This is a genomic window from Gracilimonas amylolytica (assembly GCF_002911695.1).
Lineage (GTDB): Bacteria > Bacteroidota > Rhodothermia > Balneolales > Balneolaceae > Gracilimonas > Gracilimonas amylolytica.
The window spans coordinates 216,446-238,917 of record NZ_PQBS01000040.1 but is presented as its reverse complement, the minus strand read 5'-3'; the positions used below and the strand labels follow the sequence as shown (position 1 = coordinate 238,917).

The 22,472-nt window shown below is 42.4% G+C and carries 23 protein-coding genes; 14 read left to right on the top strand and 9 right to left on the bottom strand.

Translation table 11 applies throughout. From position 1 onward, the window contains the following. Positions 1-68 precede the first annotated feature (68 nt). The 3 genes from C3B73_RS13290 to C3B73_RS14110 all read left to right on the top strand — a co-directional run bounded on the left by C3B73_RS13290 (position 69) and on the right by C3B73_RS14110 (position 2,260). Positions 69-1,343, top strand: coding sequence for a hypothetical protein (locus tag C3B73_RS13290; protein ID WP_103666091.1), 1,275 nt, complete (start codon positions 69-71; stop codon positions 1,341-1,343). After that, positions 1,336-1,749, top strand: coding sequence for a hypothetical protein (locus tag C3B73_RS13285; protein ID WP_103666090.1), 414 nt, complete (start codon positions 1,336-1,338; stop codon positions 1,747-1,749). Before C3B73_RS13290 ends, C3B73_RS13285 begins: the two co-directional genes overlap by 8 nt. Positions 1,750-2,104: 355 nt before the next feature. Continuing rightward, a complete protein-coding gene (locus C3B73_RS14110) occupies positions 2,105-2,260 on the top strand; it encodes a hypothetical protein (RefSeq protein ID WP_232803225.1) in 156 nt (51 codons plus the stop codon). A gap of 160 nt (positions 2,261-2,420) precedes the next feature. On the opposite strand, the gene C3B73_RS13280 is transcribed toward C3B73_RS14110, so the two are convergent. The 4 genes from C3B73_RS13280 to C3B73_RS13265 form a co-directional block, all read right to left on the bottom strand. After that, a complete protein-coding gene (locus C3B73_RS13280) occupies positions 2,421-3,827 on the bottom strand; it encodes a Glu/Leu/Phe/Val family dehydrogenase (protein ID WP_103666089.1) in 1,407 nt (468 codons plus the stop codon). Positions 3,828-3,910: 83 nt separating this feature from the next. After that, the gene (locus C3B73_RS13275; RefSeq protein ID WP_103666088.1) at positions 3,911-4,621 is read right to left on the bottom strand and encodes a hypothetical protein; all 711 of its coding nucleotides are present in this window, start codon (positions 4,619-4,621) and stop codon (positions 3,911-3,913) included. Between the two features lie 30 nt (positions 4,622-4,651). Continuing rightward, on the bottom strand, positions 4,652-5,050 hold the full coding sequence (locus C3B73_RS13270; RefSeq protein WP_103666087.1) for a hypothetical protein: 399 nt from the start codon (positions 5,048-5,050) through the stop codon (positions 4,652-4,654). A gap of 85 nt (positions 5,051-5,135) precedes the next feature. Beyond that, on the bottom strand, positions 5,136-5,402 hold the full coding sequence (locus tag C3B73_RS13265; RefSeq protein WP_103666086.1) for a GlsB/YeaQ/YmgE family stress response membrane protein: 267 nt from the start codon (positions 5,400-5,402) through the stop codon (positions 5,136-5,138). A 133-nt stretch (positions 5,403-5,535) separates the two neighbouring features. On the opposite strand from C3B73_RS13265, the gene C3B73_RS13260 reads away from it, so the two are divergent. The 4 genes from C3B73_RS13260 (at position 5,536) to C3B73_RS13250 (ending at position 9,225) form a co-directional block, all read left to right on the top strand. Continuing rightward, positions 5,536-6,849, top strand: a complete 1,314-nt coding sequence (locus C3B73_RS13260) for a dipeptidase (RefSeq protein WP_103666085.1) — start codon at positions 5,536-5,538, stop codon at positions 6,847-6,849. A 209-nt stretch (positions 6,850-7,058) separates the two neighbouring features. Beyond that, positions 7,059-7,550, top strand: coding sequence for a GNAT family N-acetyltransferase (locus C3B73_RS13255; RefSeq protein WP_103666084.1), 492 nt, complete (start codon positions 7,059-7,061; stop codon positions 7,548-7,550). Between the two features lie 337 nt (positions 7,551-7,887). Next, positions 7,888-8,115 carry a hypothetical protein gene (locus C3B73_RS13955; RefSeq protein ID WP_157939517.1) on the top strand — a complete coding sequence of 76 codons (228 nt, stop codon included), beginning with the start codon at positions 7,888-7,890 and terminating at the stop codon, positions 8,113-8,115. Positions 8,116-8,118: 3 nt separating this feature from the next. Next, positions 8,119-9,225 carry a 6-bladed beta-propeller gene (locus C3B73_RS13250; protein WP_103666083.1) on the top strand — a complete coding sequence of 369 codons (1,107 nt, stop codon included), beginning with the start codon at positions 8,119-8,121 and terminating at the stop codon, positions 9,223-9,225. Between the two features lie 59 nt (positions 9,226-9,284). Here the strand turns inward: C3B73_RS13250 and C3B73_RS13245 are convergent, their stop codons facing one another. The 4 genes from C3B73_RS13245 to C3B73_RS13230 are packed head-to-tail and all read right to left on the bottom strand — an operon-like array spanning position 9,285 to position 13,470. Further along, a complete protein-coding gene (locus C3B73_RS13245; RefSeq protein WP_103666082.1) occupies positions 9,285-9,965 on the bottom strand; it encodes a toxin-antitoxin system YwqK family antitoxin in 681 nt (226 codons plus the stop codon). Positions 9,966-9,971: 6 nt separating this feature from the next. After that, complete coding sequence (locus C3B73_RS13240; RefSeq protein WP_103666081.1) at positions 9,972-11,468, bottom strand: M56 family metallopeptidase; 1,497 nt, start codon at positions 11,466-11,468, stop codon at positions 9,972-9,974. Between the two features lie 56 nt (positions 11,469-11,524). After that, positions 11,525-13,102, bottom strand: coding sequence for a M56 family metallopeptidase (locus tag C3B73_RS13235; RefSeq protein ID WP_157939516.1), 1,578 nt, complete (start codon positions 13,100-13,102; stop codon positions 11,525-11,527). Further along, entirely contained in the window at positions 13,099-13,470 is a 372-nt protein-coding gene (locus C3B73_RS13230) for a BlaI/MecI/CopY family transcriptional regulator (protein ID WP_103666079.1), read from the bottom strand. Before C3B73_RS13230 ends, C3B73_RS13235 begins: the two co-directional genes overlap by 4 nt. Positions 13,471-13,578: 108 nt before the next feature. Here C3B73_RS13230 and C3B73_RS13225 point away from each other — a divergent pair, with 108 nt between their 5' ends. Continuing rightward, positions 13,579-14,904, top strand: a complete 1,326-nt coding sequence (locus C3B73_RS13225) for a TlpA family protein disulfide reductase (RefSeq protein ID WP_103666078.1) — start codon at positions 13,579-13,581, stop codon at positions 14,902-14,904. Between the two features lie 81 nt (positions 14,905-14,985). Here C3B73_RS13225 and C3B73_RS13220 read toward each other — a convergent pair whose 3' ends face one another. Then, the gene (locus tag C3B73_RS13220; RefSeq protein WP_232803223.1) at positions 14,986-15,765 is read right to left on the bottom strand and encodes a lytic murein transglycosylase; all 780 of its coding nucleotides are present in this window, start codon (positions 15,763-15,765) and stop codon (positions 14,986-14,988) included. Positions 15,766-16,013: 248 nt separating this feature from the next. Here C3B73_RS13220 and lpdA point away from each other — a divergent pair, with 248 nt between their 5' ends. From lpdA to C3B73_RS13190, 6 genes are all read left to right on the top strand, one after another. Further along, positions 16,014-17,435, top strand: a complete 1,422-nt coding sequence (lpdA, locus tag C3B73_RS13215) for a dihydrolipoyl dehydrogenase (RefSeq protein WP_103666077.1) — start codon at positions 16,014-16,016, stop codon at positions 17,433-17,435. Positions 17,436-17,996: 561 nt separating this feature from the next. Continuing rightward, positions 17,997-18,722 (top strand): lipoyl(octanoyl) transferase LipB, encoded by a 726-nt coding sequence (gene lipB, locus C3B73_RS13210; RefSeq protein WP_103666076.1) that lies wholly within the window; start codon positions 17,997-17,999, stop codon positions 18,720-18,722. A 227-nt stretch (positions 18,723-18,949) separates the two neighbouring features. Further along, positions 18,950-19,831, top strand: a complete 882-nt coding sequence (gene lipA / locus C3B73_RS13205; protein ID WP_103666075.1) for a lipoyl synthase — start codon at positions 18,950-18,952, stop codon at positions 19,829-19,831. 108 nt (positions 19,832-19,939) lie between these two features. Beyond that, entirely contained in the window at positions 19,940-20,650 is a 711-nt protein-coding gene (gene plsY / locus C3B73_RS13200) for a glycerol-3-phosphate 1-O-acyltransferase PlsY (RefSeq protein ID WP_103666074.1), read from the top strand. Then, positions 20,647-21,663, top strand: coding sequence for an NAD(P)H-dependent glycerol-3-phosphate dehydrogenase (locus C3B73_RS13195; RefSeq protein WP_103666073.1), 1,017 nt, complete (start codon positions 20,647-20,649; stop codon positions 21,661-21,663). Before plsY ends, C3B73_RS13195 begins: the two co-directional genes overlap by 4 nt. 80 nt (positions 21,664-21,743) lie before the next feature. Continuing rightward, complete coding sequence (locus tag C3B73_RS13190; RefSeq protein WP_103666072.1) at positions 21,744-22,442, top strand: AlbA family DNA-binding domain-containing protein; 699 nt, start codon at positions 21,744-21,746, stop codon at positions 22,440-22,442. Positions 22,443-22,472 lie beyond the last annotated feature (30 nt).

Sequence of the window (22,472 nt, the reverse complement as noted above, 5' to 3'; positions counted from 1 at the left end):
GAACTCATAGCTGTAGATTGCAAAGAAATTAACTACGTAATACTAAACTAAAAAAAGTAACATGAGTCATGAGTAATATTTTAAGAATAACTGTATTACTTATTATTTCGTTAACGCTTGTTTTTGGTTGTAGTGAAATGGTGGGTACAAAATCAGAAAAGACAGACTCAGAATCTTTTGTAAAGATGCTACAAAGAGAATATGAGTCTTCAGGTATTTCTGAAATACTTCAAAAAGATTATACTGTTAATTGGAAAGTGTTTAACTCTTCATTCTCTAAAGAGCTGGGTGGCACCTATCATGAGTTTTCTGTTAGTGAAAATAGGGTGAATAGTGAATTCAAGGGTTCGCCATTAACGCTTAAAGTTTTAGCTGTAGAAAATGGTAAGTCCTATTCATTTTTCGTGTTGAAGTTCTTGGAAAAAGGAAAAGTAAAAACCCCAGGGCTTTCATGGGGAAATTTTGCAGATTTTTCTGGTCAAATGTATTTGATTGATGAAAGTGACAGTACAGTTATAGCTTCAAGATTTGAAAGTGGTAAATACGTGGGGAAGTTAAATCCTTTAACAGAAAAAGAGGCTCATTCAGTTAATGGTAAGCGTAAGTTATCTGTAGACTGTTATGTTGAAGAAACACAGCATTGGACAGATTGGTATCAATATGGATACGGGTATTTAGGTTCGACATATGAAGGTTCAACATTCACAGAAGTATGTTTTGAAGAAGGTGGAAGTGGAGATACCGGAGGAACTGGAGGTGGCGGAAGCGGAACTACATACCGAGAATATTCAGACAGAACGGCCCCTGATAATTTTTTAAGTATGGCTCCAGAGTTCAAGTACCCACCTGATTCTAATTATGAAGACTTATATCCAAAGCTAACAGAGTATTTAAGGAACCAGATACCTAATCTAGCATATAACGATTATATTATATCAGCCCTTGAAAAGTACGGTGATTTAAGTTCAGAGCAGATAAAAGAACACTTGAAGTGGGGCAATGGCCCAACAATAGAAATTGTACAATTAGCTAATGCTTGTGATACATGTAATAATGATACTTATGGTCTTTTCAGAACTACTGCAGCAGATATTCTCTATTTAGATTTAGATCTTGTTCTTGATTTAGAAGAGTCTGAGCCTGGAACTGAGCTTGCAGATGCTTTCTCTTTTTTAGTTGGTGTTACCCTTTTGCATGAATATGTACACTTTAGTGAGTGGTCGGATGGTTCCTGGAATAGCCCGGAATCTGGCTTGCTATTTGAAGAAGATGTATATGGTATGTCTATCTGGAGGCATAACGTTGAAGATTTTATGATGAAATACAAGAAAAACAATGAGTAAAATACTATTAACACTATTTTTACTATTAAACTTAAGTACTTGGATAAGCTGCGCTCAGAATAATGTTGCAAAGGATCAAAAATTAGTATTGGAAACTATACTAAGCGACAAGACTCTTGGATATATTGAAAAAGGTAAAGAATACGTCTTAATAAAAAATGATAAAACTGACTTTGAATCAGGTTCGGTTATTAAGTTGTCAAATAATACAATTAGAGTGGTTAATAATGAGCCTGAGGATAAGTTAGCACTTGAATTCATAAATTATGAATACACTGATAAGATCATTTATATAGAATTAAGACTTTTTCAGAAAAATGTTTTTTATAGGGCTACCTATTCGAAGACAAAAGAAGATAGTTTACAAGTATTATTAAAGGAGTTTTTATTTATTAGACAAGAATAGTGAAATGGTACATCACAGAGAGATAAAGTAGAAATAATCGAACATTTAAAATGGGGACAAGGCCCAACTATCGAAATAATACAATTAGATAATGCTTGTGGAGATTGCAATAATAATGTACTAGGAATGTTTTTGTTGTCAACACCAAATACACTATATCTAGACATAGATTTGGTAAATACAATGGAGAATTCAAAAGCGGGACAATAATGGGAGATGCATTTATCTTTTTAGTAGGTACAACTCTATTACATGAATATGTGCATTTTGGAGATTAGAAATTTTAGATTTAGATCTTGTTCTTGATTTAGAAGATTCTGAACCTGGAACTGAACTTGCAGATGCTTTCTCTTTTTTGGATGATGCAGAAGATATCTGGCATCAGGCTTCGCTATTATATATTGAAGATGATGAAATAGATAGTATGGTCGTTGCCAAAATGTTTGAAGCCAACTGGCGAGAAAGTCCACCCTACGACAGTGTCAGAGTAGATTTTACTTTTAATGAGTAAAAAAAATAGCAAGGAGTTGTTCGGTAAGACGAGGCTAACCACATAGCCGCTGCCTTCAATGGTGATAGTGTTGAATTCTTCCATGTGTCTATTATAAACAAAACAGGGGCGTATGTCGATACGCCCCTGTGGGTTTTACAGAAATAAAAATAATGTCAGATCACGGGAAAATACCCATCTGCTCATACATGGTGCCGATCTTATTGATAGCACTGATGTAGGCAGCTGTTCTGAGATCATCCAGTTTATGTTCGTTACGAACTTCAGCGATCTGCTGATAAGAGGTGATCATGGTTTCTTCCAGACCGGAATCGACCAGGTCGTACTCATCGGCACCGTGAGCCAGTGACTCCAGTTCAGCTTCCGTGAATTTACGGTCAGAGATGTTCTCGATCACACCAAGTATCTTCTTGTAACTTGACTCATCGAAGCGTTTGCTCATTCGGCCATAACGTACGTGCTGAATATTTTTTAGCCATTCAAAATAAGAAACAACGACACCGCCGGCATTCAGATAGGTATCAGGAATGATCAGCGCACCACGTTTCTTCATGATGTCATGACCATCAGCTGTGGTAGGACCGTTAGCCGCCTCTGCAATGATCTTGGCTTTGATCTTGTCTGCATTGTCGCCGGTAAGCTGACTTTCAAGAGCCGCCGGGATCAGGATATCGCATTCCAGGTAGAAAGCATCATCACGATTATCAAGTTCTTTGGTTCCGTCAAAGCCAATGATGGTTCCCTTATCTTTTCGGTATTCCATCAATTTTTCAAGATCCATTCCATTTTCATCATAGATAGATCCTTCGATCTCAGCTACACCAACCAGCTTGGCACCGGCTTCGGTCATATATTTTGCAGCGTGATAACCTACGTTACCGAGACCCTGCACTACAAAGGTCTTGCCTTCCACACCGGTGTCGAGGCCTACACTTTTCATGTCTTCTTTGTTGTTGCAGGCTTCCCGGATCCCGAAATAAACACCACGACCGGTGGCTTCCGTACGGCCGCGAACACCACCCTGCTGAATGGGTTTACCGGTCACGCAAGCTTCTGCGTTCAGGTCATCTTTCATCTGACGATAGGTATCGAGGATCCATCCCATTTCACGGGCTCCAGTTCCATAATCGGGTGCGGGTACATCAATACCCGGTCCAATAAATCCTTTTTTGATCAGCTCGTATGTGTAACGGCGGGTAATGCGTTCAAGTTCTGATTCCGAATAATCGCGGGTGCTGATCTTGACACCACCTTTGGCTCCACCAAATGGTACATCCACAATGCCGCATTTGTAAGACATCAGGGCGGCAAGGGCCATGGTCTCATCTTCATCTACTTTGTGGCTATAGCGGATCCCTCCCTTGGTCGGTGTTTTGTGATGACTGTGTTCAACCCGCCATCCTTCAACAACCTCAATGTCTCCATTATCCCGGCGGACCGGAAAAGTTACATGGTACACTGTGTTACACATTTTGATCTGGGCAAGTATCCCTTTATCAAACCGGGTGTATTGGGCTGCTTTATCAAAGTTTAGATTTACCTGTTCATAAAATTTATAGGTAGACATATTCCAAATTCTCCTTTCTTGTTATTAGGCGTGCTTGATGGTCGCAATTATATTACATATAAACAAGCTAAAAGCCTTAGTACTTAATCAGATAACGGCAGTGAAATGTGCAAGTGATCGGCCGTGCCGGTATGCCTCAGCGTTTCGAAACCAAGCAGGAAAAATGACGCTTGAAGAACCCGGTTCCTGACCTCACTTTTTCCGATCGTTCGTATGTCAATAGCATGCACATATCCATTTTTTTGGGGATAATGCATGGATCGTTCAAGCGGGGTGAGTCCCATGGAAAGGTAATCCTCAGGGCTTCGTTTGATATCCGTGATCAGGAAATCTTTATCCGCCAGTGAAATGGTTGCGGAGGTAACCCTCAAAATGGGATTTAGCGAACGGTAATAACTTCTTACGGTTTCGGTCTTGGAATGAACCGAGGAAAGATACACAGAACCATACACACAGAAAGACAAGACCAGGGTTGATATTCCGATCACCCCATACTTGAGCAGCAGCCGTTTATCCCGGAACTTTCTGAAGATGAAAAGCAGATAGAGTAGCAGCAAAAGAATGGTCAGGCTCATACCTGAAATGAGGGACGGCCACGCAGAGAACTGATGGGATACATGCAGGTAAACGGACGAACGGATCAATAAAAAGAAAGGTAAAAGCAACAGAAGGAGAGAAATCCCCGTCAATATTAGGATCCGAATCCATAAAGGCCTTGTTGGAACCTTTTCAGGTACGGTTGAGGTATCTAAGTTGAGTAACCAGTCAATGTCTTTTTGGGTGACTTTCTCCATGCATCCTTTAACGGAAAAAGTGGAGTCGGGTTACGCTCCCCGATAGGATCGCCGAAGAAGAAAAGGAAAACTTTGCATCAGGATAAGCAGGATCAACACGATAGGGATGATATGAAACGAATTTTCCTGAATGGCAGCGGATAAGTTGAACAGGTTCATACCGAAAAGTAGCCCGGAGGTAAATAGTGAAAATCCGTAAGCCCAAATGGCCCTAGACCAAAGTGAGACCCCTGAAAACAGGCTGAGTACCATGGCTAAAATATGAACAACCAGCGTTATGATGGGAAGCTGACCGTCCTGAGGGATAAAGAGCGTTTGAGTCAGGTCGGGTTGCACAAACAGATCTAAAATATGGTAGCCTTCATACAAGCCTGTCAACAGAAAAAAGATCTGAAGAAAGAGATGAATTCTTCGGTGTTTAAGGGTCATGGAGAAACAAATATTAGGTTTGGGATGCCTAACATACATATCCCAAAAACCTGCATTTGTTCCTGTCTAAAAGTGAAAAAAGGACTCAGATCGCTTCCGTGTCTGTAAAAATGGGATCGTCTTGCCGGAAGGTATTTACAATGAACAACAAGGCAAAAGCTCCCACTGCCGCATAAATGGCTGCGCCGGCAAGATCAAACAAATAAACGATCGCCGTGCCGGCCAATGCACCGGCCACTCCAAAAGTCAGGCTGGGAAACATGGTAATACCCCGGTCTTTGGAAATAATGCGGCTCAGCCATCCAATGATCAATCCTATTGTGATGTAAGCTAAAACATTCATGAGCGTCATAACGAACCTGTGTTTTGTTAATATGTATTAAAATAATGGGCTGTAAGGTGTTTGCGTTCCGGTATAGTCCACAACTTTCATTTTTTTAACATAGATTCGAAGCCTGTAATCCCTAACCCCGAAATAGAATCTTATGAAAAAACTGTTCACTCTAATGCTCGCCGGCGGTTTGTTTGCGGCCGGTTGCTCATCTACTGATAATGAGAAAGAGATCTTTGATAAAGCCATGGATATCCATGAACGCGTTATCACGCTGGATACCCACGTCGATATCAACGTCAATAACTTCACAGAAGAAACGAATTATACACAGCGACTGGATACACAGGTAGATCTGGTCAAAATGGAAGAAGGCGGACTGGATGTGGCCTGGCTGATCGTTTACACCGGTCAGGATGAACTGACTGAAGAAGGATATGCGGCTGCCTATGAAAATGCGATCAGTAAATTTGATGCCATTCAACGATTGACCGAGGAGATCGCTCCGGATCAGATCGAGCTGGCTACCACTTCAGAAGATGTTAAACGTATTGTGGCCGCAGGTAAGAAAGTAGCCATGATCGGGGTAGAAAATGCCTATCCGGTTGGCGAGGACCTTTCCCGCATTGAAGAATTCTACAACCGCGGAGCACGGTATATGTCACTGTCCCACAACGGACATAGTCAGTTTGTGGATTCCAACACCGGCGAAGGTGATGGCGAATGGCTGCACGATGGTGTAAGTGAATTAGGTAAGGAAGCTATTAAAGAGATGAATCGGCTTGGTATCATGATCGATCTTTCCCATCCATCCAAGAAAGCAAACCTGGAAACGATGGAATTATCGGTTGCGCCGGTCATTGCTTCCCATTCTTCTGCACGGGCCGTTTATGACCATAGCCGAAATCTCAGCGATGAAGAATTGCTGATGCTCAAGGAAAATGGTGGTGTGGTTCAAACCGTAGCTTTCCGTGGCTATGTGGATGGCGACAAACACGCGGCCTGGCAAGAAGCTTCGCGCACAATTTTGGAAGAGGAAGCTGAAAAACTTGGTTTTGAAATGGTTGGCTGGGGTGATATCCGTGAAATGAGCGATGAAGAACGAGACGAATACATGGAATTGTATCGCACTGCTCAGGATAACGCAGAGCCAAGAATTGAATCAGAAGTTAATGTGAATACGCCCCCGGTCAGTGTAGCCGATTTTGCGGATCATATCGATTATATGGTAGAGTTGATCGGCATTGAGCATGTGGGAATCAGCTCTGATTTTGACGGCGGTGGCGGTGTTTACAACTGGATGGATGCCTCTGAGACTTTCAATGTAACGCATGAACTGGTTAAACGCGGTTATACTGAAGAAGAGATCGAAATGCTTTGGAGTGGCAACCTGCTGCGTGTTTTAGATGAGGTTCAGGCCGTGGCCGAAGACCAGCAAAGTAATGCTGAGGTTGTTCCGGCTGAGTAAGCATCATTATCATTCAAATTATCGGTGCCGATGTTATTTAATATCGGCACTTTTTTTTGTTTAGGAATTAAATCTCGGAACAAAATAAATTAGCTGATGTTAAGATAATGCTAAGAAAAGTTAGAATAGGCTTATAAATTTTAAGCCCTCGCCTAACTTTCTTAACTTTAGTACATAATTACATCAAGACTAATATAAATCAAGAAAGAGTGATTGCAGAAGCAGACGTCGCAACCGATGTCAAAATTATAAAAGCTGATCTAAATAATACTAAACATGCCTCAGATATTGTCAGGATCGTAGACCTTTTTGCGAGAGACCCGATGGGACAGGATCAACCACTGGACGAGGAAGTCCGCGTGGATATGATTGCGGAGATGAAGAAAGTCCCAACTACCATGACCTATATCGCCTACGCCGGCGAAAAGGCATTGGGTATTGTAACTTGCTTTGTAGGTTTTTCCACCTTCACTGCCAGTAAGGTGTTCAAGATACACGATGTAGCGGTTCACCCCGATGCACGCGGTATGGGTATCGGAACCATGATGCTGGAAACCATTGAAGAAGAAGCTCGTGAAATGGGCTGCTCTAAAGTCACATTGGAAGTGAGGGAAGACAATCCTGCCCGTCGCCTGTATGAGAAACAGGACTTCGAATATGGTGATCCCAAATGGTATTTCATGACCAAAGATCTGAACTGAATATTCAATAACCAATATTGAATAACGAATATCGAAGTAAAGCCTCTTCTTAGCGGAAGGGGCTTTTTTATGCGAATACTTTTGCATGTGCATATCAAAAACTGAAAGTAGTAACCTTGAAGCGTCCTCCCAAGAAATCGGGATTAAAGCGTTACGGTTTCTTACCACTGAATTTTGAAACAGCCAGCACAATTACTTGATCGTCTCAACCACAAGCAATATGGCGGAAAATCGGATGGAAATTTCGGGTAGTAAAAAAGGGTAGTTAAACTGGTTGAAGAAATGAATAAAAAAACTTTATCTATTTTGGTATAGATAACACAATAAGGGGGAAGTAATGAGAAGAATATTTATATCAACATTACTGGCATTTATTTTTGTATTAATGTCTCCTTCCACAACTGAAAGCAGTAATCGAGTGCAAGCTTGTTTGAATGTGGGTTGTGGAACACTTGGAAACAGTATCTGTAATTTGGCATGGTGGCCGAATGAAGATGGAACAGTAACTTGGTATTGGTGCGTGATGGTTGATGTGATTGGTGAGCGCCCAATAGAAAAAATATGATCGGTGAAACGGGTTTTTAAATCCTTTATTTATATTCTTATATCGATTTTCTGGATTACTTCCTGTAATCCAAGAGAGGAAGGGATAGTAGTTAAATGGAAAAATGAAGATCATGTTTTCCCATTTAAGTATGAGATAGAGAAACAGGAAGCATTAGAAAGAACATGGAAAGAGGTTCATTTAAAAGAAATTTTCACGGTTAATGGTCTGTCTGATTCTTCAATATTTCAGCCGTTAACAATCAATGCCGATGATAGTTCGCTATATATTCTGGATGCTACAGATGGTTATGTAAAGCAGTTTGATCTTAGAGGTAATTTCAGGAGAAACGTTGGGGGTGGACTTGGGAATGGTCCCGGGGAGTTTGTCCAGCCATTCGACTTTTCTATGGATTTACTCGGTAATATCTATGTTGTAGATATCGGGGCGAGATCACTTGTAAGCCTTAATGAGGAGGGTGATTTTAGATGGCAAAAATTGTATAAACACAATACTCCCGGTCATGTTTCTGTGTCTGATTCAAATGTAGTTGTCAGCGTAACGGGTGTGGATTTAGATCATATTTTTGAGCGTTATGAAATTGAGGGAGATTTAAAAGGCGTTTATTCCAAATTAGTGAAAAACCCTGGTGATAGTTTAGATGAGCAGATAGAAGTGTTTGGGAAACCCTTTATTGGAAACGTTAAAATTGCAGACGATCTAACAATATTTGTTCCAAGATATCTATCTCAGATCATTTTTTATGAGAAAAATGGAGAAATAAAAAATGCAATTCACACTATTGATAATGCTACAAATCCCAAACTAATTTTTGACCGTGATATATACCATGGAGTTCCTGGGTTTTTCCCCATAGGATTTGAGGGAACCGATACAAACTTAGATTTTTCTATTGTTGGAAACGATATTGTTATTTGGAGTCAACAAGGGAATGAGAAATTTGGCCCTCATATATTTGATATATATGATCTGAAAACAGGAAGGTATCAATATTCTGCAAAATTAGATTTAGGCCAGATAAGTGGTTTTAAAATGGTTGCTAATAAAATTTTTACCTACAATACCGTTACAACTGAAATAAAAGGTTACAGCGTCAACAGTTTTAATTGAGAATTTAATGAATTCTAGGTTTGTAGCTTGCTACTGAATTTTAAAAACTGTCCACACAATTACATGACCGTCTCAACCAATTCCCCATTCTCATAGCGTTCCTGCTGTATGATCTTGCCATTTTCATCATACAGAGTCATCAGACCCTCATATTGAATATTACTCTCGAAATAGGTTTCATACTTTAACTGCCCATTTTCGTACCACGTTTTGTGATATCCCAAATTACCTGAAGTAACATCCTGCCATTCTTCGACAACCCTTCCATTCGGCTTTATGTGCTTGACCATCTTGAATTGGTCTCCAATGTATCCATATTCAAATCGATCCAATGCCTTGCCATTCTCATCATATCCAAGAGAGCTCTTCATGATCCCATTTTCATAAACAGTTTCACTAAATAACCTGTCATTCTTTACATACCTGAGTTCCTGTGTTCCTGTGAATGGATTTCCTTCAGAATTATACCTGATTCCCATACCCCGTTTCTCGATCTTCAGTTCTTTTGATTTAGGAGGGTTAACGAATAGCTTAACAGTAGAATAAAGCTTGTCACTGTTCCCGGTAATATCTAAAGGATAATCCGGTTGTTGTGTACAGAACATGAGCGTAGAGATCAAAAGGACAGGTAAAAGAAGCAGGGCTTTTGATCCTGATCTGAATAATGAAAACTCTTTCAGCATCAATTTGAATCTCTTTTTGGTCAGTGAAAAATCAATATGGCTGGTAAATTGTTTCATAGGGTGTTATTTGATCTTTTCAATGAGTTCTCCATTCTCATAGCGTTCCTGCTCAACAATATCACCATTCTCATCATAAACTGTGGTCATGCCATGCCTCCCCCCGCCCGGCATCTTCATTTGAAACTCCCAGGCCAGCTGTCCGTTAGGATGCCATGCTTTTGTGGTAATTAATGAATCTGTATCAATTTTTTCCATATTAAGAACAAGGCTATCAGTAAGCCTGTCATCGTAATAGGTAGATACGGTATTTCCATCTTCATCCAGGGAGGGAATAACTACGGATCTGTATTGATAAGATCCTGTGCTGTCATACATATGAAACTCAGTCTGAGTTATTTTTCCATTAACTATTGTTTCTTTTTGGATCAAAGAATCTGTCTCGACTCTGTATGTATTTCTTTCTCCGGTATAGGGCTCTCCGTTTGGACCGATCAATACACCGGTGCGCTCATCAAGTGGGTGATATAAACCGGTGGGCCCATCGGATTCCAACTCAACATCGTAATAGGTAGTGGGAGGCATAGAATCCCATATCTCCTGCATACTCATGGTTTGAGGATACTTGTCTGTTTGAGCTGAAAAAACAATGATCAAGGCAACAGACAGTGGAAGGACAAAAAGCCAAACAGCTCCAACTTTTATCTTGGAGATCTTTGTGCCCATCATTCGAAGTCGTTTTTTGGTAAGGGAGAAATTGATACTGCTGGTGGTCTTCAAGGAATTATTTCCGGAACTGACCCGGATGAGCAATTCCTGGTAATCGCTTATGGATGACCCGCTGCGGACCACCGCTTCATCCGCCAGAAATTCGTGGTTCAGCTGGATCGCATGTTTGTACAGATACATCAGCGGGTTGAACCAGAATATGACTTTCAAGAATTCGATCAATAGCACATCAAATGAATGAAGCTGGCGGACATGGGTGAATTCATGATCCAGGATCTCAGGTTCAATGTTACCTGACTCAAACGGTTGCTTTTCGAGGAATATGTAATCCAGAAATGATTGAGGGGTGATCGGTTCTTCCAACAAAACCAGGGTGGCATGTTCTAACTCTTTTCGGGTTCCGGCTTTGACCTTATTGCGAATTTGAATCAGTCCGGCCACAAAACGGATCAAAAGAAAAAGAGTGATGGCTCCATATAGGGCAAGTATTACATTCAGGGTACCAATCGACCAGTTTGATTTATTAACGGTATCTGGAGTGCTCTCAGAACCGGGCGAAAGGCCTTGCTCTGGGGTGATCAGGGGTTGAATCGATCGATCTACAGCCTTGGCCGGTGCATTCACCACCCGTTCCACTTGTTGCATCTGGATACCGGCGATGGATTGCTCAGGTTGAAATTCAAATGAGATGAGTGGGGCCGTTAACCCAAAAACCAGGGCAAACAGTAAAAAGAACCGGTTGAAGCGATGCATCTTCTCATTTTCGAGCAACAGCTTGTAAAGCCCAAAGAGTAGCCCAAGCAGTAAAGTGGATTTAACTAAATAGATGATCATTATTTTTCCCCTTAATTCCCTAAATAAGATTTTTAGTTTTCAATCAATGGTCACTATTAATTTTTCTCCGGAGGTACGACCGATAATTTTATTGGATACATTTCCTGAATGGTCTCTCTTTCAGTGCTATTCTGTTCAAGACTTGAAAAAGCCATTCCAAACTGATCTTGAGCAGCCTCATTTCTCAACTCGTCATATGCGCTTCTGACTTCATTCAGCAATTTAGCATACAATTCATAAGGTGTTTCTTTTAAAGTTTTTATGGTAATAACGGCCGCGTTCGGCCCTGAGCTGTCTTTATTCACAAACTGTTTGATTTTCTCTTTCACTTCATTTAGCTCAGCAGGTTTTTCATTCATCAGTAGCCTGCCATCACTATTCATTAAAATTTGCATAAGATTTTGAGTTTCTACCTGTTCATCTGGTTCAGGAGGAGCAGGCGGTAGTGTTAGGTCACTGCTACCATCACTATCTTTGGTTGAGTAACTTATTCTAAAGGCCTCATGCTTTCGCAGAATACTTTGGACATCTGTTACTATTCCAAATTCAGCCTCAGGGCTGACTTCCATTCTAACCAACCTAGGACTTTCAGGCATTTCTGATAAAAGACTATTCAATTCATCTAAAGTCATAGGGTTCTCATCCATGAGCAGTGCATTGTCTTCCAGAATTTCAATGCTAAGTTCGTTGGACGTGTCAATATCAGATGGGTTCTGATTTGATGCAGGTTCACACCCCAGCATCAACGATAGTCCGGCAAAGAGTGGAACCAGCATTGTAAGTTTGACGAAAAATTTCGCTTTTGTTTTGGATTGAGTCATTATTTGTAGCCTCCGTTTTGTTAAAGAAAAATTGAAGCTGCTTGCCAAGCTGTATATGGTTTTTTCTTCCATAGTTTTCAAAAGCATTCTTTGATACTGTTGTATGCCGGTGCCTTTAGATAGTACGGCTTGATCCGCAAGGTACTCGTGATTTTGTGCTATACAATGTTTGTAGAGATAAAGAAGTGGATTGAACCAAAAGATTATTTTTAAAGCCTCCACAAAAAGTATATCCAGCGAATGCATCTGTCTGACGTGGGCAACTTCATGAGCTAAGACTTCCTCGGGGATTTTTCCTTGTTCAAACCTCTTCTTGTTGACAAATACTGCATTAAGAAAAGAATGAGGAATAACTTGCCTGGTCAAGAGCACGATCCTGACACCGTTTTTCATGTACGCAGACTCTCGTTTGGTCTTAGACTGAAGTTCATGAAGAGATCGCACCAATCGTAAAAACAATACAGTTGTTACCGTCATATAGATAAGAAATGCAACCTGAAAGGGCATTTCACTAGAACTCTCAGAGGGCTTATTCATCTCATTTGGCGGCTGAAAGTCCGAATTCATGTTAATGCTATTCAGCTGTTGAGTATTTGCTGCCGAAATGTTCTCACCTGATATGAAAAGACCGGCCCACTGCATTTCAACCGGAGCTATACCAACAGGAAGTAATGGAATGGTTAGTGAAAAAACGAGACTCCAGAGTAAAAATATCCGGTTGAAAGTAAATCGTTTTTCCTTCTCCAGCATAAATCGGTATACCAGTAATAAAAAAGCCAAGCTTATTGAAGAATAAAATAGATAAGTGATCACTGGTGCTTCCTCTCTATCTCTTTTTCAACGATGCTTTTTAGTTCCTTTAGTTCTGCCTCCGATAAGTCCGTCTCGGATGTAAAAAAAGAGGCAAACTGTGAAGCTGAATTGTCAAAGAACTTCTTGATCAATCCATTTACATGCTTCGAGAAATAATCAGATTTCCTGACCAATGGATAATACTGTCGCGAGCGCCCCATTTGTTCATATTCCACAAACCCTTTTTCGGTCATGCGTTTTAAAAGCGTTGCAACGGTGGTGGGAGCCGGTTTGGGCTCAGGATATTCATCCAGCAGGTCTTTCATGAAAGCCTTTTCCAGCTTCCACAGGTGCTGCATCAGTTCTTCTTCAGTTTGTGATAGATCCATGTTGTTCTACAAGGTTAGAATTGTTTCTACAAATGTAGAATAAAAAATCAAACATCCAAAATTTTCTTATAATCTGTGGAGATCTAAGCAAAATTCATCTCCGAGCTCATGAAAAACCTGTTTTTTATACTTTCAATACTATTTCTGATGCTTTCCTGTACTGAGCAAGCCCCTGGCCCTCCATTTGAGCTCAAGCTTTCACTTCAGGAGAATGACGGACAGGTTCCACCCATTTTAGCGCTGAACATGGGCGGTAATTATGTGTTTGAGCCTCAGTATCCGGGTGAGCCAACTGAACTGCCGGAAGCATTGACAGAGGGAGAGGTTATTCATGGGATCCTGGATCTTGAACAGTATGTGGTTCAGGGTTTCGCAGAGGGTTTCATCGACTCTTCCGTATATCAACGAAATATGATGATGATCAGCGAGGAAACGGTAACTGATGACTGGGTGGACGTGATCTTTACGGTGGCTGTGGGAGAAGATGAAAACGGAGATATGCTGGTTTTTGTAGAAAACGAAAACGGGGAATTTGATGAAGAAGATCCCATTTACTTTGAACCCTCTACCGTGGAGTTTCAGGACAATGTATTCGAGGTGATGGAGGCGGGAGTAACGGCCCGAATGGAGTATTATAACGGAAGAGAAATCGTAGAATTTGAAGGTCCTGCGAGCTTACTCTATTTGTCGGACACCCAACCTTCTGAAAGCCTGCAGCTTTATTTCGATCATCTTCGGATGGGCACGTGGACCGTCAACGATCAAACCTTCGAGGTAGCTCTCATCAAAGAAAGTGCTCCGCCATATCGGATCGAACCTTATACATACTTCTATATCGATCTGGATGAGGATGGTCAATTCGACATCATGGAAGACGGATTTGAGGCCTATCCGGTCACAGAGCCCTTCAACATCGCGGGGGAAAGCTGGGAGATCTCAGAAATATCAGCAGACGGGGGTTCCATGACGATCGTAGAGTCGGAAGAAGATGTAGACCCAAAGGTGGCATTGCGCCCGGGAACGATGGCACCTGACTTTACCGCTGAAACTTTGGATGGCAATGACTTGACATTATCTGATCTGCGTGGGAAGTATGTGATGATCGATTTCTGGGGCACCTGGTGCGGACCTTGCCTCGAAGCTTTGCCTGTCATCAAAGAAGCATATGAACGTTATGGCGGAGAAAATTTCGAGATCGTTGGGATCGCTAATGAACCGAGTCTGGATCGATTTAAGCAATTTATTGAGCGTGAAAATATACAATGGCCTCAGATCCCTGAAATCTATAAAGAGAATAACGAAACACAGGAGTTGTATTCAGTGAATTCCTATCCAACCTATTACTTAGTGGGCCCTAAGGGTGAGATCGCTGAATATGGAATGGCGCTTTCCTCAGATAACCTAATGGAAACCCTGGCTAAGTATTTAGAGTGAGGTTTGGTTATTCGTTAGTGGTATAATCGCGAATGGGATTATATTTATTGAATTTCTCTTAACGAATAACCAATAACTGGATCACTTCGTACCCTCAGTAACTTCAGTCACCTCATTTGCCAGAGACAACACAGCCTGAGTGTAAAGGTCACTTGGGTTGTATCGGTAGATAGCCCCTTCAACAGTCCCGGTTATTTCTTTGAAATGAGACAGATACTTAGCCACCGAATTGATGTTGTTTGGCATATGATAGAGGTCCTTACCCACCCACCAGCGGTTGAGGGAGTAAGGAATGAATTGGGCATACGACATGGCTCCGGCGTAGCTGGACCTCAGCTCGAATACGTCCAGATCATTATTTTTTACAAAAATAAGCAGCTCTTCCAGTTGAGCCTTTGCAAATTCGGCACGGTGGCCTTCTGCATACATAGATACATATACATTGAAAGGGTTATAAGTACCACTATATTTCCCAAATTCTGATTCAACCCCCAGGATTCCCGCGATCACATTTTTAGGTATGCCATATTCTTTTTCAGCCGACTCCAGATCAGACTCATACTGTTTCATAAAATCATTAATGAGCATTTTCTTATGGTCGTAATTCAGAACCTGTTGATACTCACTGAAGTCCTCGATCACCCGTTCTGCAGCCCGGGTAAATTTAAGGGTGATATTCTCAACCGGCTCATACCTTGGGTCTTCCAGCATCTCATTGAAGGCATACCCTTTTCCTTCAAAGTATTTAGCCAGCTCCTCGATATTCTTCTTCATGGCAGCAGGATCCGGGTCAGTTGCCTGAGCATTACCTGATAGAACAAAGGTGAAAAAAAGAAGCAGAATGGTAGTGATTTTAGCCATAAGATCAAGATGAAATGGTTCTCTCTAAGTGTTCTCTCATTATAACAAAAGTGAATCGATTTGAGAATTAAAGATTGTGAATATTTAGTGCTGTATTTTAAACCGGTCGAACTTCAATATTCATTATTCCTTGTTCAATATTCGAAGTTCAACTTAAAAACCCTTACCTTTTAGAGCTTTTAAAAGTGCGCTGTGGCGAATTGAGTTTCGCCAGGCGATGAACTTCAAAACTATTATCAAAAAGTACCATGGCAAAAGAATTTGATGTATGTGTAATTGGGTCAGGCCCCGGCGGATATGTAGCCGCCATCCGCGCTTCTCAGCTTGGCTTTAAAACCGCAATTGTAGAAAAAAGACATCTTGGCGGTGTTTGTTTGAATATTGGTTGTATCCCAACCAAAGCCTTGCTGCGTTCGGCAGAAGTCTATGAGTCGATCGAGCACGCTTCAGATTATGGGATCAATGTAAAGGATTATTCCGCTGATTTTGAAGGTATTGTAAAGCGGAGCCGTGGTGTTGCCAATAAGATGAGCAAAGGCGTTCAGTTCCTGATGAAAGCGAACAAGATCGAAGTTTTCATGGGCACCGGTGTTTTCAAATCCAAATCCGAGCTGGCTGTCAATGATGAAAAAGGCAAAGAGCAGGAAAGCATCAAAGCCAAGCATTTTATCGTGGCTACCGGAGCACGTCCGCGTCAGCTTCCGGGATTAGAGATCGACGGTGAGATGATCATTGACTCTGAAAAGGCTATGCAGCTTGAAAAGCAGCCTAAGAAAATGGTGATCGTAGGGGCCGGCGCTATTGGCGTTGAGTTTGCCTATTTCTACAATACCATCGGTACTGAAGTAACGATCGTGGAACTTCAGGATACCCTGGTGCCGGTAGAGGATAAAGATGTCGGAAAAGAACTCGGTAAGCTCTATAAGAAGAAAGGCATGAACGTGATGACCGGAAGCACGGTCGAAAACGTGAAGAAGAAAGGCAAGGGCGTTGAAGTCACCGTGAAGACCAAAAAAGGCGAAGAGAAGATCGAAGCCGATGTGGTTCTTTCTGCCGTTGGTGTGACCGGAAACGTAGAAGGACTCGGTCTCGATAAAGCCGGCGTGAAAACCGAGAAAGGCGCAATTGTGGTTGATAAGAAAACCTACAAGACCAATGTTGATGGCATCTATGCCATCGGTGATATTATCGGTGCACCATGGCTGGCACATAAAGCGTCTCATGAAGCGGTAGTTCTGGCTGAGCAGTTAGCCGGACAAAATCCACACCCGATCAATTACAACAACATTCCGGGCTGTACTTATTGTGAGCCTCAGATCGCTTCTGTTGGTTACACAGAGCAGCAAGCCAAGGATGAAGGTTTTGATGTGAAAGTCGGTAAGTTTCCGCTTTCTGCTTCCGGAAAAGCCACAGCGCTCGGGCACGAAGAAGGCTTTGTTAAGGTTGTATTCGATGCCAAATACGGTGAGTGGCTCGGTTGCCATATGATCGGATTCGGTGTGACGGAAATGATCGCTGAAGCGGTTGTTGCCCGTGACCTTGAAACCACCGGACATGAAATTATCAGCGCGGTTCACCCACACCCAACCCTCTCTGAGGCCGTGATGGAAGCTGTAGCTGAAGCATACAACGAAGGTGTTCACTTAGGAACTCCCGTTAAGAAAAAATAGGTCACAGGTTACGCTGATTGTATGATCAGCGCAAATTTGTGATAGAGAATTTGGCTCCTTCGGGAGCCATTTTTGTCTTGGTAATAATTGCATCTCGGTCTGACGGCTTCAAGCCAGTCTGACCGATGGTTGATTTGAATAACGATACCATTAGTCTGGTTCAAGCGTCACGCTTGGACCAGACGTTGTTCGTACAAGCGGGACGCTTGCACAAGTTTCGAAGAATAGATACTTATAATATCGATCGGACCGGTTATCGATAAGATCGAGTATGATAAGATAAAGAGTCCTCCCTTGAGGGAGGTGCCTTGGTTTTGACTCGTCAAAACCGGCGGAGGGTGTAAGCCAATGGCTAAGAAGCTGTTTTTAAACTTGGTGCTTCCCGGCAAAACCATTCACCTGGTACAAGCGTCTCGCTTGGACCAGCCATTGTTTGCACAAGCGAATCCGTGAAAAGGTGATATACTTATATGAGTATCTGATTATTTAATGTCTGGTTGAAATAACCTCCGCCGTAGGGGCAATTCATGAATTGCCCCTACGGCGTAATAATGAACTAACATGTCTCAAAAGATCATCGAACTGTACGATTTAGGTCATGCCTCATACCAGCCGGTATGGGATCTGCAGAAGTCTATTCAGCAGCGGCTGATCGATGAAAAACGAGCAGAACAGAAAGGCAAATCCAACAGAAAGCGCCTGGGTGATATACTTCTTTTTGTGGAGCATCCTCACATTTACACCCTCGGTAAAAGCGGCAGTGAAGAACATATGCTACGATCCATGATGGAGCTTCAGCAGCTTGAAGCTGAGTTCCTGAAGATCGATCGCGGGGGCGATATCACGTACCACGGCCCCGGGCAGATCGTGGGTTATCCCATTCTGGATCTGGACAGGCATTTTACGGATGTACATCGTTACCTTCGGTACCTTGAAGAGATCATGATCAAAGTGTGTGCCGATTATGGATTTGAAGCTCATCGAATTGAAGGACAAACAGGTGTATGGGTAAATAATGAAAAGATCTGTGCCATGGGTATTCGCTGTTCTCGCTGGGTAACCATGCACGGTTTTGCGCTCAACGTAAACACTGACTTGAGATATTTTAACAATATCGTGCCGTGCGGCATTGACGATAAATCCGTTACCAGTTTACAGGCTCTTTCCGGCAAAGAAATTGACGCCGAAGAGGTTAAAGAACGGATTATATTTCACTTTGAAGAGGTATTTGAAGTATCCATTTCAAAGCAGGGTTCCCTGCAAGAAGTGGAGCAGATTATTTCGTAACTTTAATTCTGTTTTTAATATCAAAATGGTTGTCACTCTGAGCGTCCAAAAGTCTTATAGGTAATGATACTGAACGCGAAGAGTCTCAAGGTTCAATATTTGAACTGTTTTATACTTTGAGATCCTTCGCGAAATACATGGAAAGCCTAATCATAATTCTAACCGCTCAGGATGACAACGGTCTTGCAGGTCTTAAGGGATCGGCACTAAATCACTAAAGAAGCACCATGATCAAAGAACTTCAGGTAGTTGACAAACCATCAGAAAAAAACCGGCGGCCGGACTGGCTGAGGGTAAAACTCCCATCGGGAGAGAAATTCAAAGAGGTTTCACAAACCATTCGAGACAATAACCTGAATACGGTTTGTTCTGAAGCCCGTTGCCCGAATATGGGAGAATGCTGGGGTGCCGGAACAGCTACTTTTATGATCCTGGGAGATGTTTGCACCCGTTCCTGTGCTTTCTGTGCTATTAAAACCGGTCGGCCACCGGCTGAACTGGATTGGGATGAGCCGAAGCGTGTAGCTGATGCGGCCGCCAAAATGAAATTAAAGCATGTGGTGCTGACCTCTGTTAACCGTGATGAGCGTAAGGATGGTGGAGCACCAATTTTTGCAGCCTGCCATGAAGAGTTAAGAAAAGCCATTCCGGGAGTAACCATTGAATCTCTGATTCCTGATTTTCGTGGAGAATGGGATGCAGCCCTTCAGATCGTGTTTGATACTCCTCCGGATGTATTGAGCCACAACCTTGAAACGGTACCAAGTAAGTATCGACGAGTCCGCCCGCAGGCACGATATGAGCGTTCCCTTGAACTCTTACAACGCACCAAGAATGCAGGCATCAGAACCAAGACCGGAATTATGGTAGGGCTTGGAGAAGAGCGGGAAGAAGTGATCGAGCTGATGCAGGATTGTGTGGATCATGGTGTGGATGTCTTGACGATCGGTCAGTACATGCAGCCCACCAAGATGCACCATCCTGTAGTTGACTGGGTACACCCAGATCAATTTGCAGAATACAAAGGGATCGGTGAAAAGCTTGGTATTGAGCATGTGGAAAGTGGCCCGTTGGTACGTTCTTCTTATCACGCTGAGCGGCATGTTTAGTGTATTTGGTTAAAGGTTATTGGTATAATAGTTAATGGCAGAATTCCCAAAAACCATTAACTACTAACTAATGCCCCAATCTCTTAACTTCCAAAAAATACGAGGCACATGATTGCATTATTTACAGTACTGGCTATCAGTTATGTATTGGGGTCTATACCTTCCTCACTGTGGGTGGGTCAGATCTTCCATAAAATGGATATCCGGAATTTTGGAAGTGGAAATCTTGGCACAACCAATGCTTTTAGGAATTTAGGCTGGAAGTCGGGCGTGAGTGTACTTGTGCTTGATTTCATGAAAGGATTTGTGGCTTCGTATTGGGTAGCCATGTATGCCTTTGAGATCAGTAATGGCCCGATCGCTCCTCCCGGCTGGGAAGCCGATGCTTTTCTGAAGATAACTTGTGGACTGTTTGCTGTAACCGGGCATATGTTTCCGATCTTTGCCAATTTTAAAGGAGGAAAGGGAGCTGCCACAGCCTGCGGGATGCTTTACGGTATTGAACCGATCTCTATAGGTATTTCGAGCGTGATCTTTATTGTGATCGTACTAACCACCCGATATGTATCATTAGCTTCCATGACGGCAAGTTTTATCTACCCGGTAAGTTTGCTTGTTATGCGCTTTGGGTTAGGGATCAATGTGGATGGCAGTATTATCATATTTGCAATCATCATTGCAGCGGGGATCATTTATAAGCATAAATCCAATATCCAAAGATTGATGAATGGAACTGAAAGCCGGGTGAATATTTACGGAAATAAAAATAAGTCAGAAGAGGAATCTCAGGAACAAGATCTCGAGAAAGCACAGGTATGAGCGGCAAAAACGTAACAGTTATTGGAGCAGGCAGTTTTGGAACGGCTTTAGCCATGGTTCTGGATCAGGCCGGAAATCAGGTTCAGATATGGGCCCGTGAGGAAGAAATTGCCAACCGGATAAACGAAGATCACAAAAATCCATCCTACCTGAATGATATTGAACTGCCTGATTCTATTGTGGCCTATAATAACATCGAGCAGTGCCTGCAATCACAGGATATGGTTGTATTCGCCACACCTTCGCATACACTCAGGGAGGTTGCTGAAAAAATAAAGCCCTGCCTGGATGGTCATGAGATCCTGGTGACGGTAGCAAAAGGTATCGAAAATGATACCTTTAAAACCATGTCTCAGGTATTGATAGAAGTGATGGAGGGAACCACCTTTGAAGATAATATTGGGGTATTGTACGGACCAAGTCATGCCGAGGAAGTGGGGCAATTAAAACCAACCACCGTTGTAGCTGCTGCCTACTCCACACGTACAGCCAAGATCATTCAGGAAACGTTTTTGACGCCCATGTTTCGGGTCTATGTTAACAATGATGTGATCGGTGTTGAGATCGGTGGATCGGTCAAGAATATTATGGCTATAGCTGCGGGTATTGTGGATGGAGCCGAATTAGGAGACAACGCCAAGGCGGCTTTGATCACGCGCGGACTCCACGAAATGAAACGAATGGGACAATTGTTAGGTGCTCACTCAGATACCTTTTCGGGTCTGACCGGGATGGGAGATCTGATCGTGACCTGTACAAGTTCCCATAGTAGAAACAGGTCGGTTGGTTTCAGGATCGGTCAGGGTGAAAAGCTCGATGACATTGTAAATAGTATGAATATGGTGGCTGAGGGTGTTAAAACCACAAAATCGGTTCGTGACTGGGCTGAAAAGAACCATGTGGAAATGCCGATCACACAGGCTGTTTACAGTATCTTATTCGAAAATATGGATCCGAGAGATGCGTTGTACAAATTGATGACGCGTGATCCGAAAGATGAAATTGTGATGTAATTGGGTTTCGTGTTACGAGTTACAGGTTTCACAAAATGGGTCCTGTAACTCGTAACGCGTAACTCGAAACCCTGCTTACGATGGAAGATGAATTTGAATTTTACATGCAGTACTCCAATTCTGTGGAGCTTTCAAAGCTTACGCGGAATGATTTGAAGAACCTTGTACAGACCGGAGAAAGCAGCTTTTTGGAATTCAAACATAGTGTCGCCTCACCGGAAAAGATCGCCAGGGAAATTGCTGCATTATCCAATACCAAAGGAGGAACCATTTTGATCGGGGTTGAAGATAATGGTGAGATCATTGGTGTGGAAAGCTATCATGAGGAGGAATTCTGGCTCAATCAGGCAGCTAGGGAAGTGTGTATCCCGGAAGTGGATATCAGGATCGAACTGGTGAATATCGGGGAAAGAGATGTATTGCTGGTCAAAGTGCCCGAAGCCGAAAAAAAACCGATCTATGTTAAAGGGGAAAAGTACAGGCAGGTGTATGTAAGGGTGGACCATGAAAGTGTGGTTGCCAGTGATGAGTATGTTGAAGTGCTCAAACAAAACGCCTCATCAGAAGGGGTCACCTTTGAGTATGGTGAAAATGAGCAACAGTTGTTCAGGTTTCTGAATGAATACGGGGATATCACGGTTAAGAGGTTCTCGCTGCTGATCAGTGTAACAACCTATCGTGCAGCTAAAATATTGGTCAACCTGGTGAGTGCCGGCGTACTTGATCTGTTTGAAAAGGATGGAGTAACGCATTACACTTTTTCCCATAAAACTTCGTAATTTTGACTCATTCCAAATAGTGTAGTTCCT

Coding starts and splice junctions, on each gene's coding strand:
- C3B73_RS13230 (WP_103666079.1), bottom strand. CDS start 13,470: ATGGATCTATCACAAACTGAAGAAGAACTGATGCAGCACCTGTGGAAG.
- C3B73_RS13195 (WP_103666073.1), top strand. CDS start 20,647: ATGAGCGGCAAAAACGTAACAGTTATTGGAGCAGGCAGTTTTGGAACG.
- C3B73_RS13260 (WP_103666085.1), top strand. CDS start 5,536: ATGAAAAAACTGTTCACTCTAATGCTCGCCGGCGGTTTGTTTGCGGCC.
- C3B73_RS13220 (WP_232803223.1), bottom strand. CDS start 15,765: ATGGCTAAAATCACTACCATTCTGCTTCTTTTTTTCACCTTTGTTCTA.
- plsY (WP_103666074.1), top strand. CDS start 19,940: ATGATTGCATTATTTACAGTACTGGCTATCAGTTATGTATTGGGGTCT.
- C3B73_RS13245 (WP_103666082.1), bottom strand. CDS start 9,965: ATGAAACAATTTACCAGCCATATTGATTTTTCACTGACCAAAAAGAGA.
- C3B73_RS13280 (WP_103666089.1), bottom strand. CDS start 3,827: ATGTCTACCTATAAATTTTATGAACAGGTAAATCTAAACTTTGATAAA.
- C3B73_RS13265 (WP_103666086.1), bottom strand. CDS start 5,402: ATGACGCTCATGAATGTTTTAGCTTACATCACAATAGGATTGATCATT.
- C3B73_RS13270 (WP_103666087.1), bottom strand. CDS start 5,050: ATGACCCTTAAACACCGAAGAATTCATCTCTTTCTTCAGATCTTTTTT.
- lipA (WP_103666075.1), top strand. CDS start 18,950: ATGATCAAAGAACTTCAGGTAGTTGACAAACCATCAGAAAAAAACCGG.
- C3B73_RS13290 (WP_103666091.1), top strand. CDS start 69: ATGAGTAATATTTTAAGAATAACTGTATTACTTATTATTTCGTTAACG.
- C3B73_RS13240 (WP_103666081.1), bottom strand. CDS start 11,468: ATGATCATCTATTTAGTTAAATCCACTTTACTGCTTGGGCTACTCTTT.
- C3B73_RS13190 (WP_103666072.1), top strand. CDS start 21,744: ATGGAAGATGAATTTGAATTTTACATGCAGTACTCCAATTCTGTGGAG.
- C3B73_RS13285 (WP_103666090.1), top strand. CDS start 1,336: ATGAGTAAAATACTATTAACACTATTTTTACTATTAAACTTAAGTACT.
- C3B73_RS13955 (WP_157939517.1), top strand. CDS start 7,888: ATGAGAAGAATATTTATATCAACATTACTGGCATTTATTTTTGTATTA.
- lipB (WP_103666076.1), top strand. CDS start 17,997: ATGTCTCAAAAGATCATCGAACTGTACGATTTAGGTCATGCCTCATAC.
- C3B73_RS13275 (WP_103666088.1), bottom strand. CDS start 4,621: ATGGAGAAAGTCACCCAAAAAGACATTGACTGGTTACTCAACTTAGAT.
- C3B73_RS13225 (WP_103666078.1), top strand. CDS start 13,579: ATGAAAAACCTGTTTTTTATACTTTCAATACTATTTCTGATGCTTTCC.
- lpdA (WP_103666077.1), top strand. CDS start 16,014: ATGGCAAAAGAATTTGATGTATGTGTAATTGGGTCAGGCCCCGGCGGA.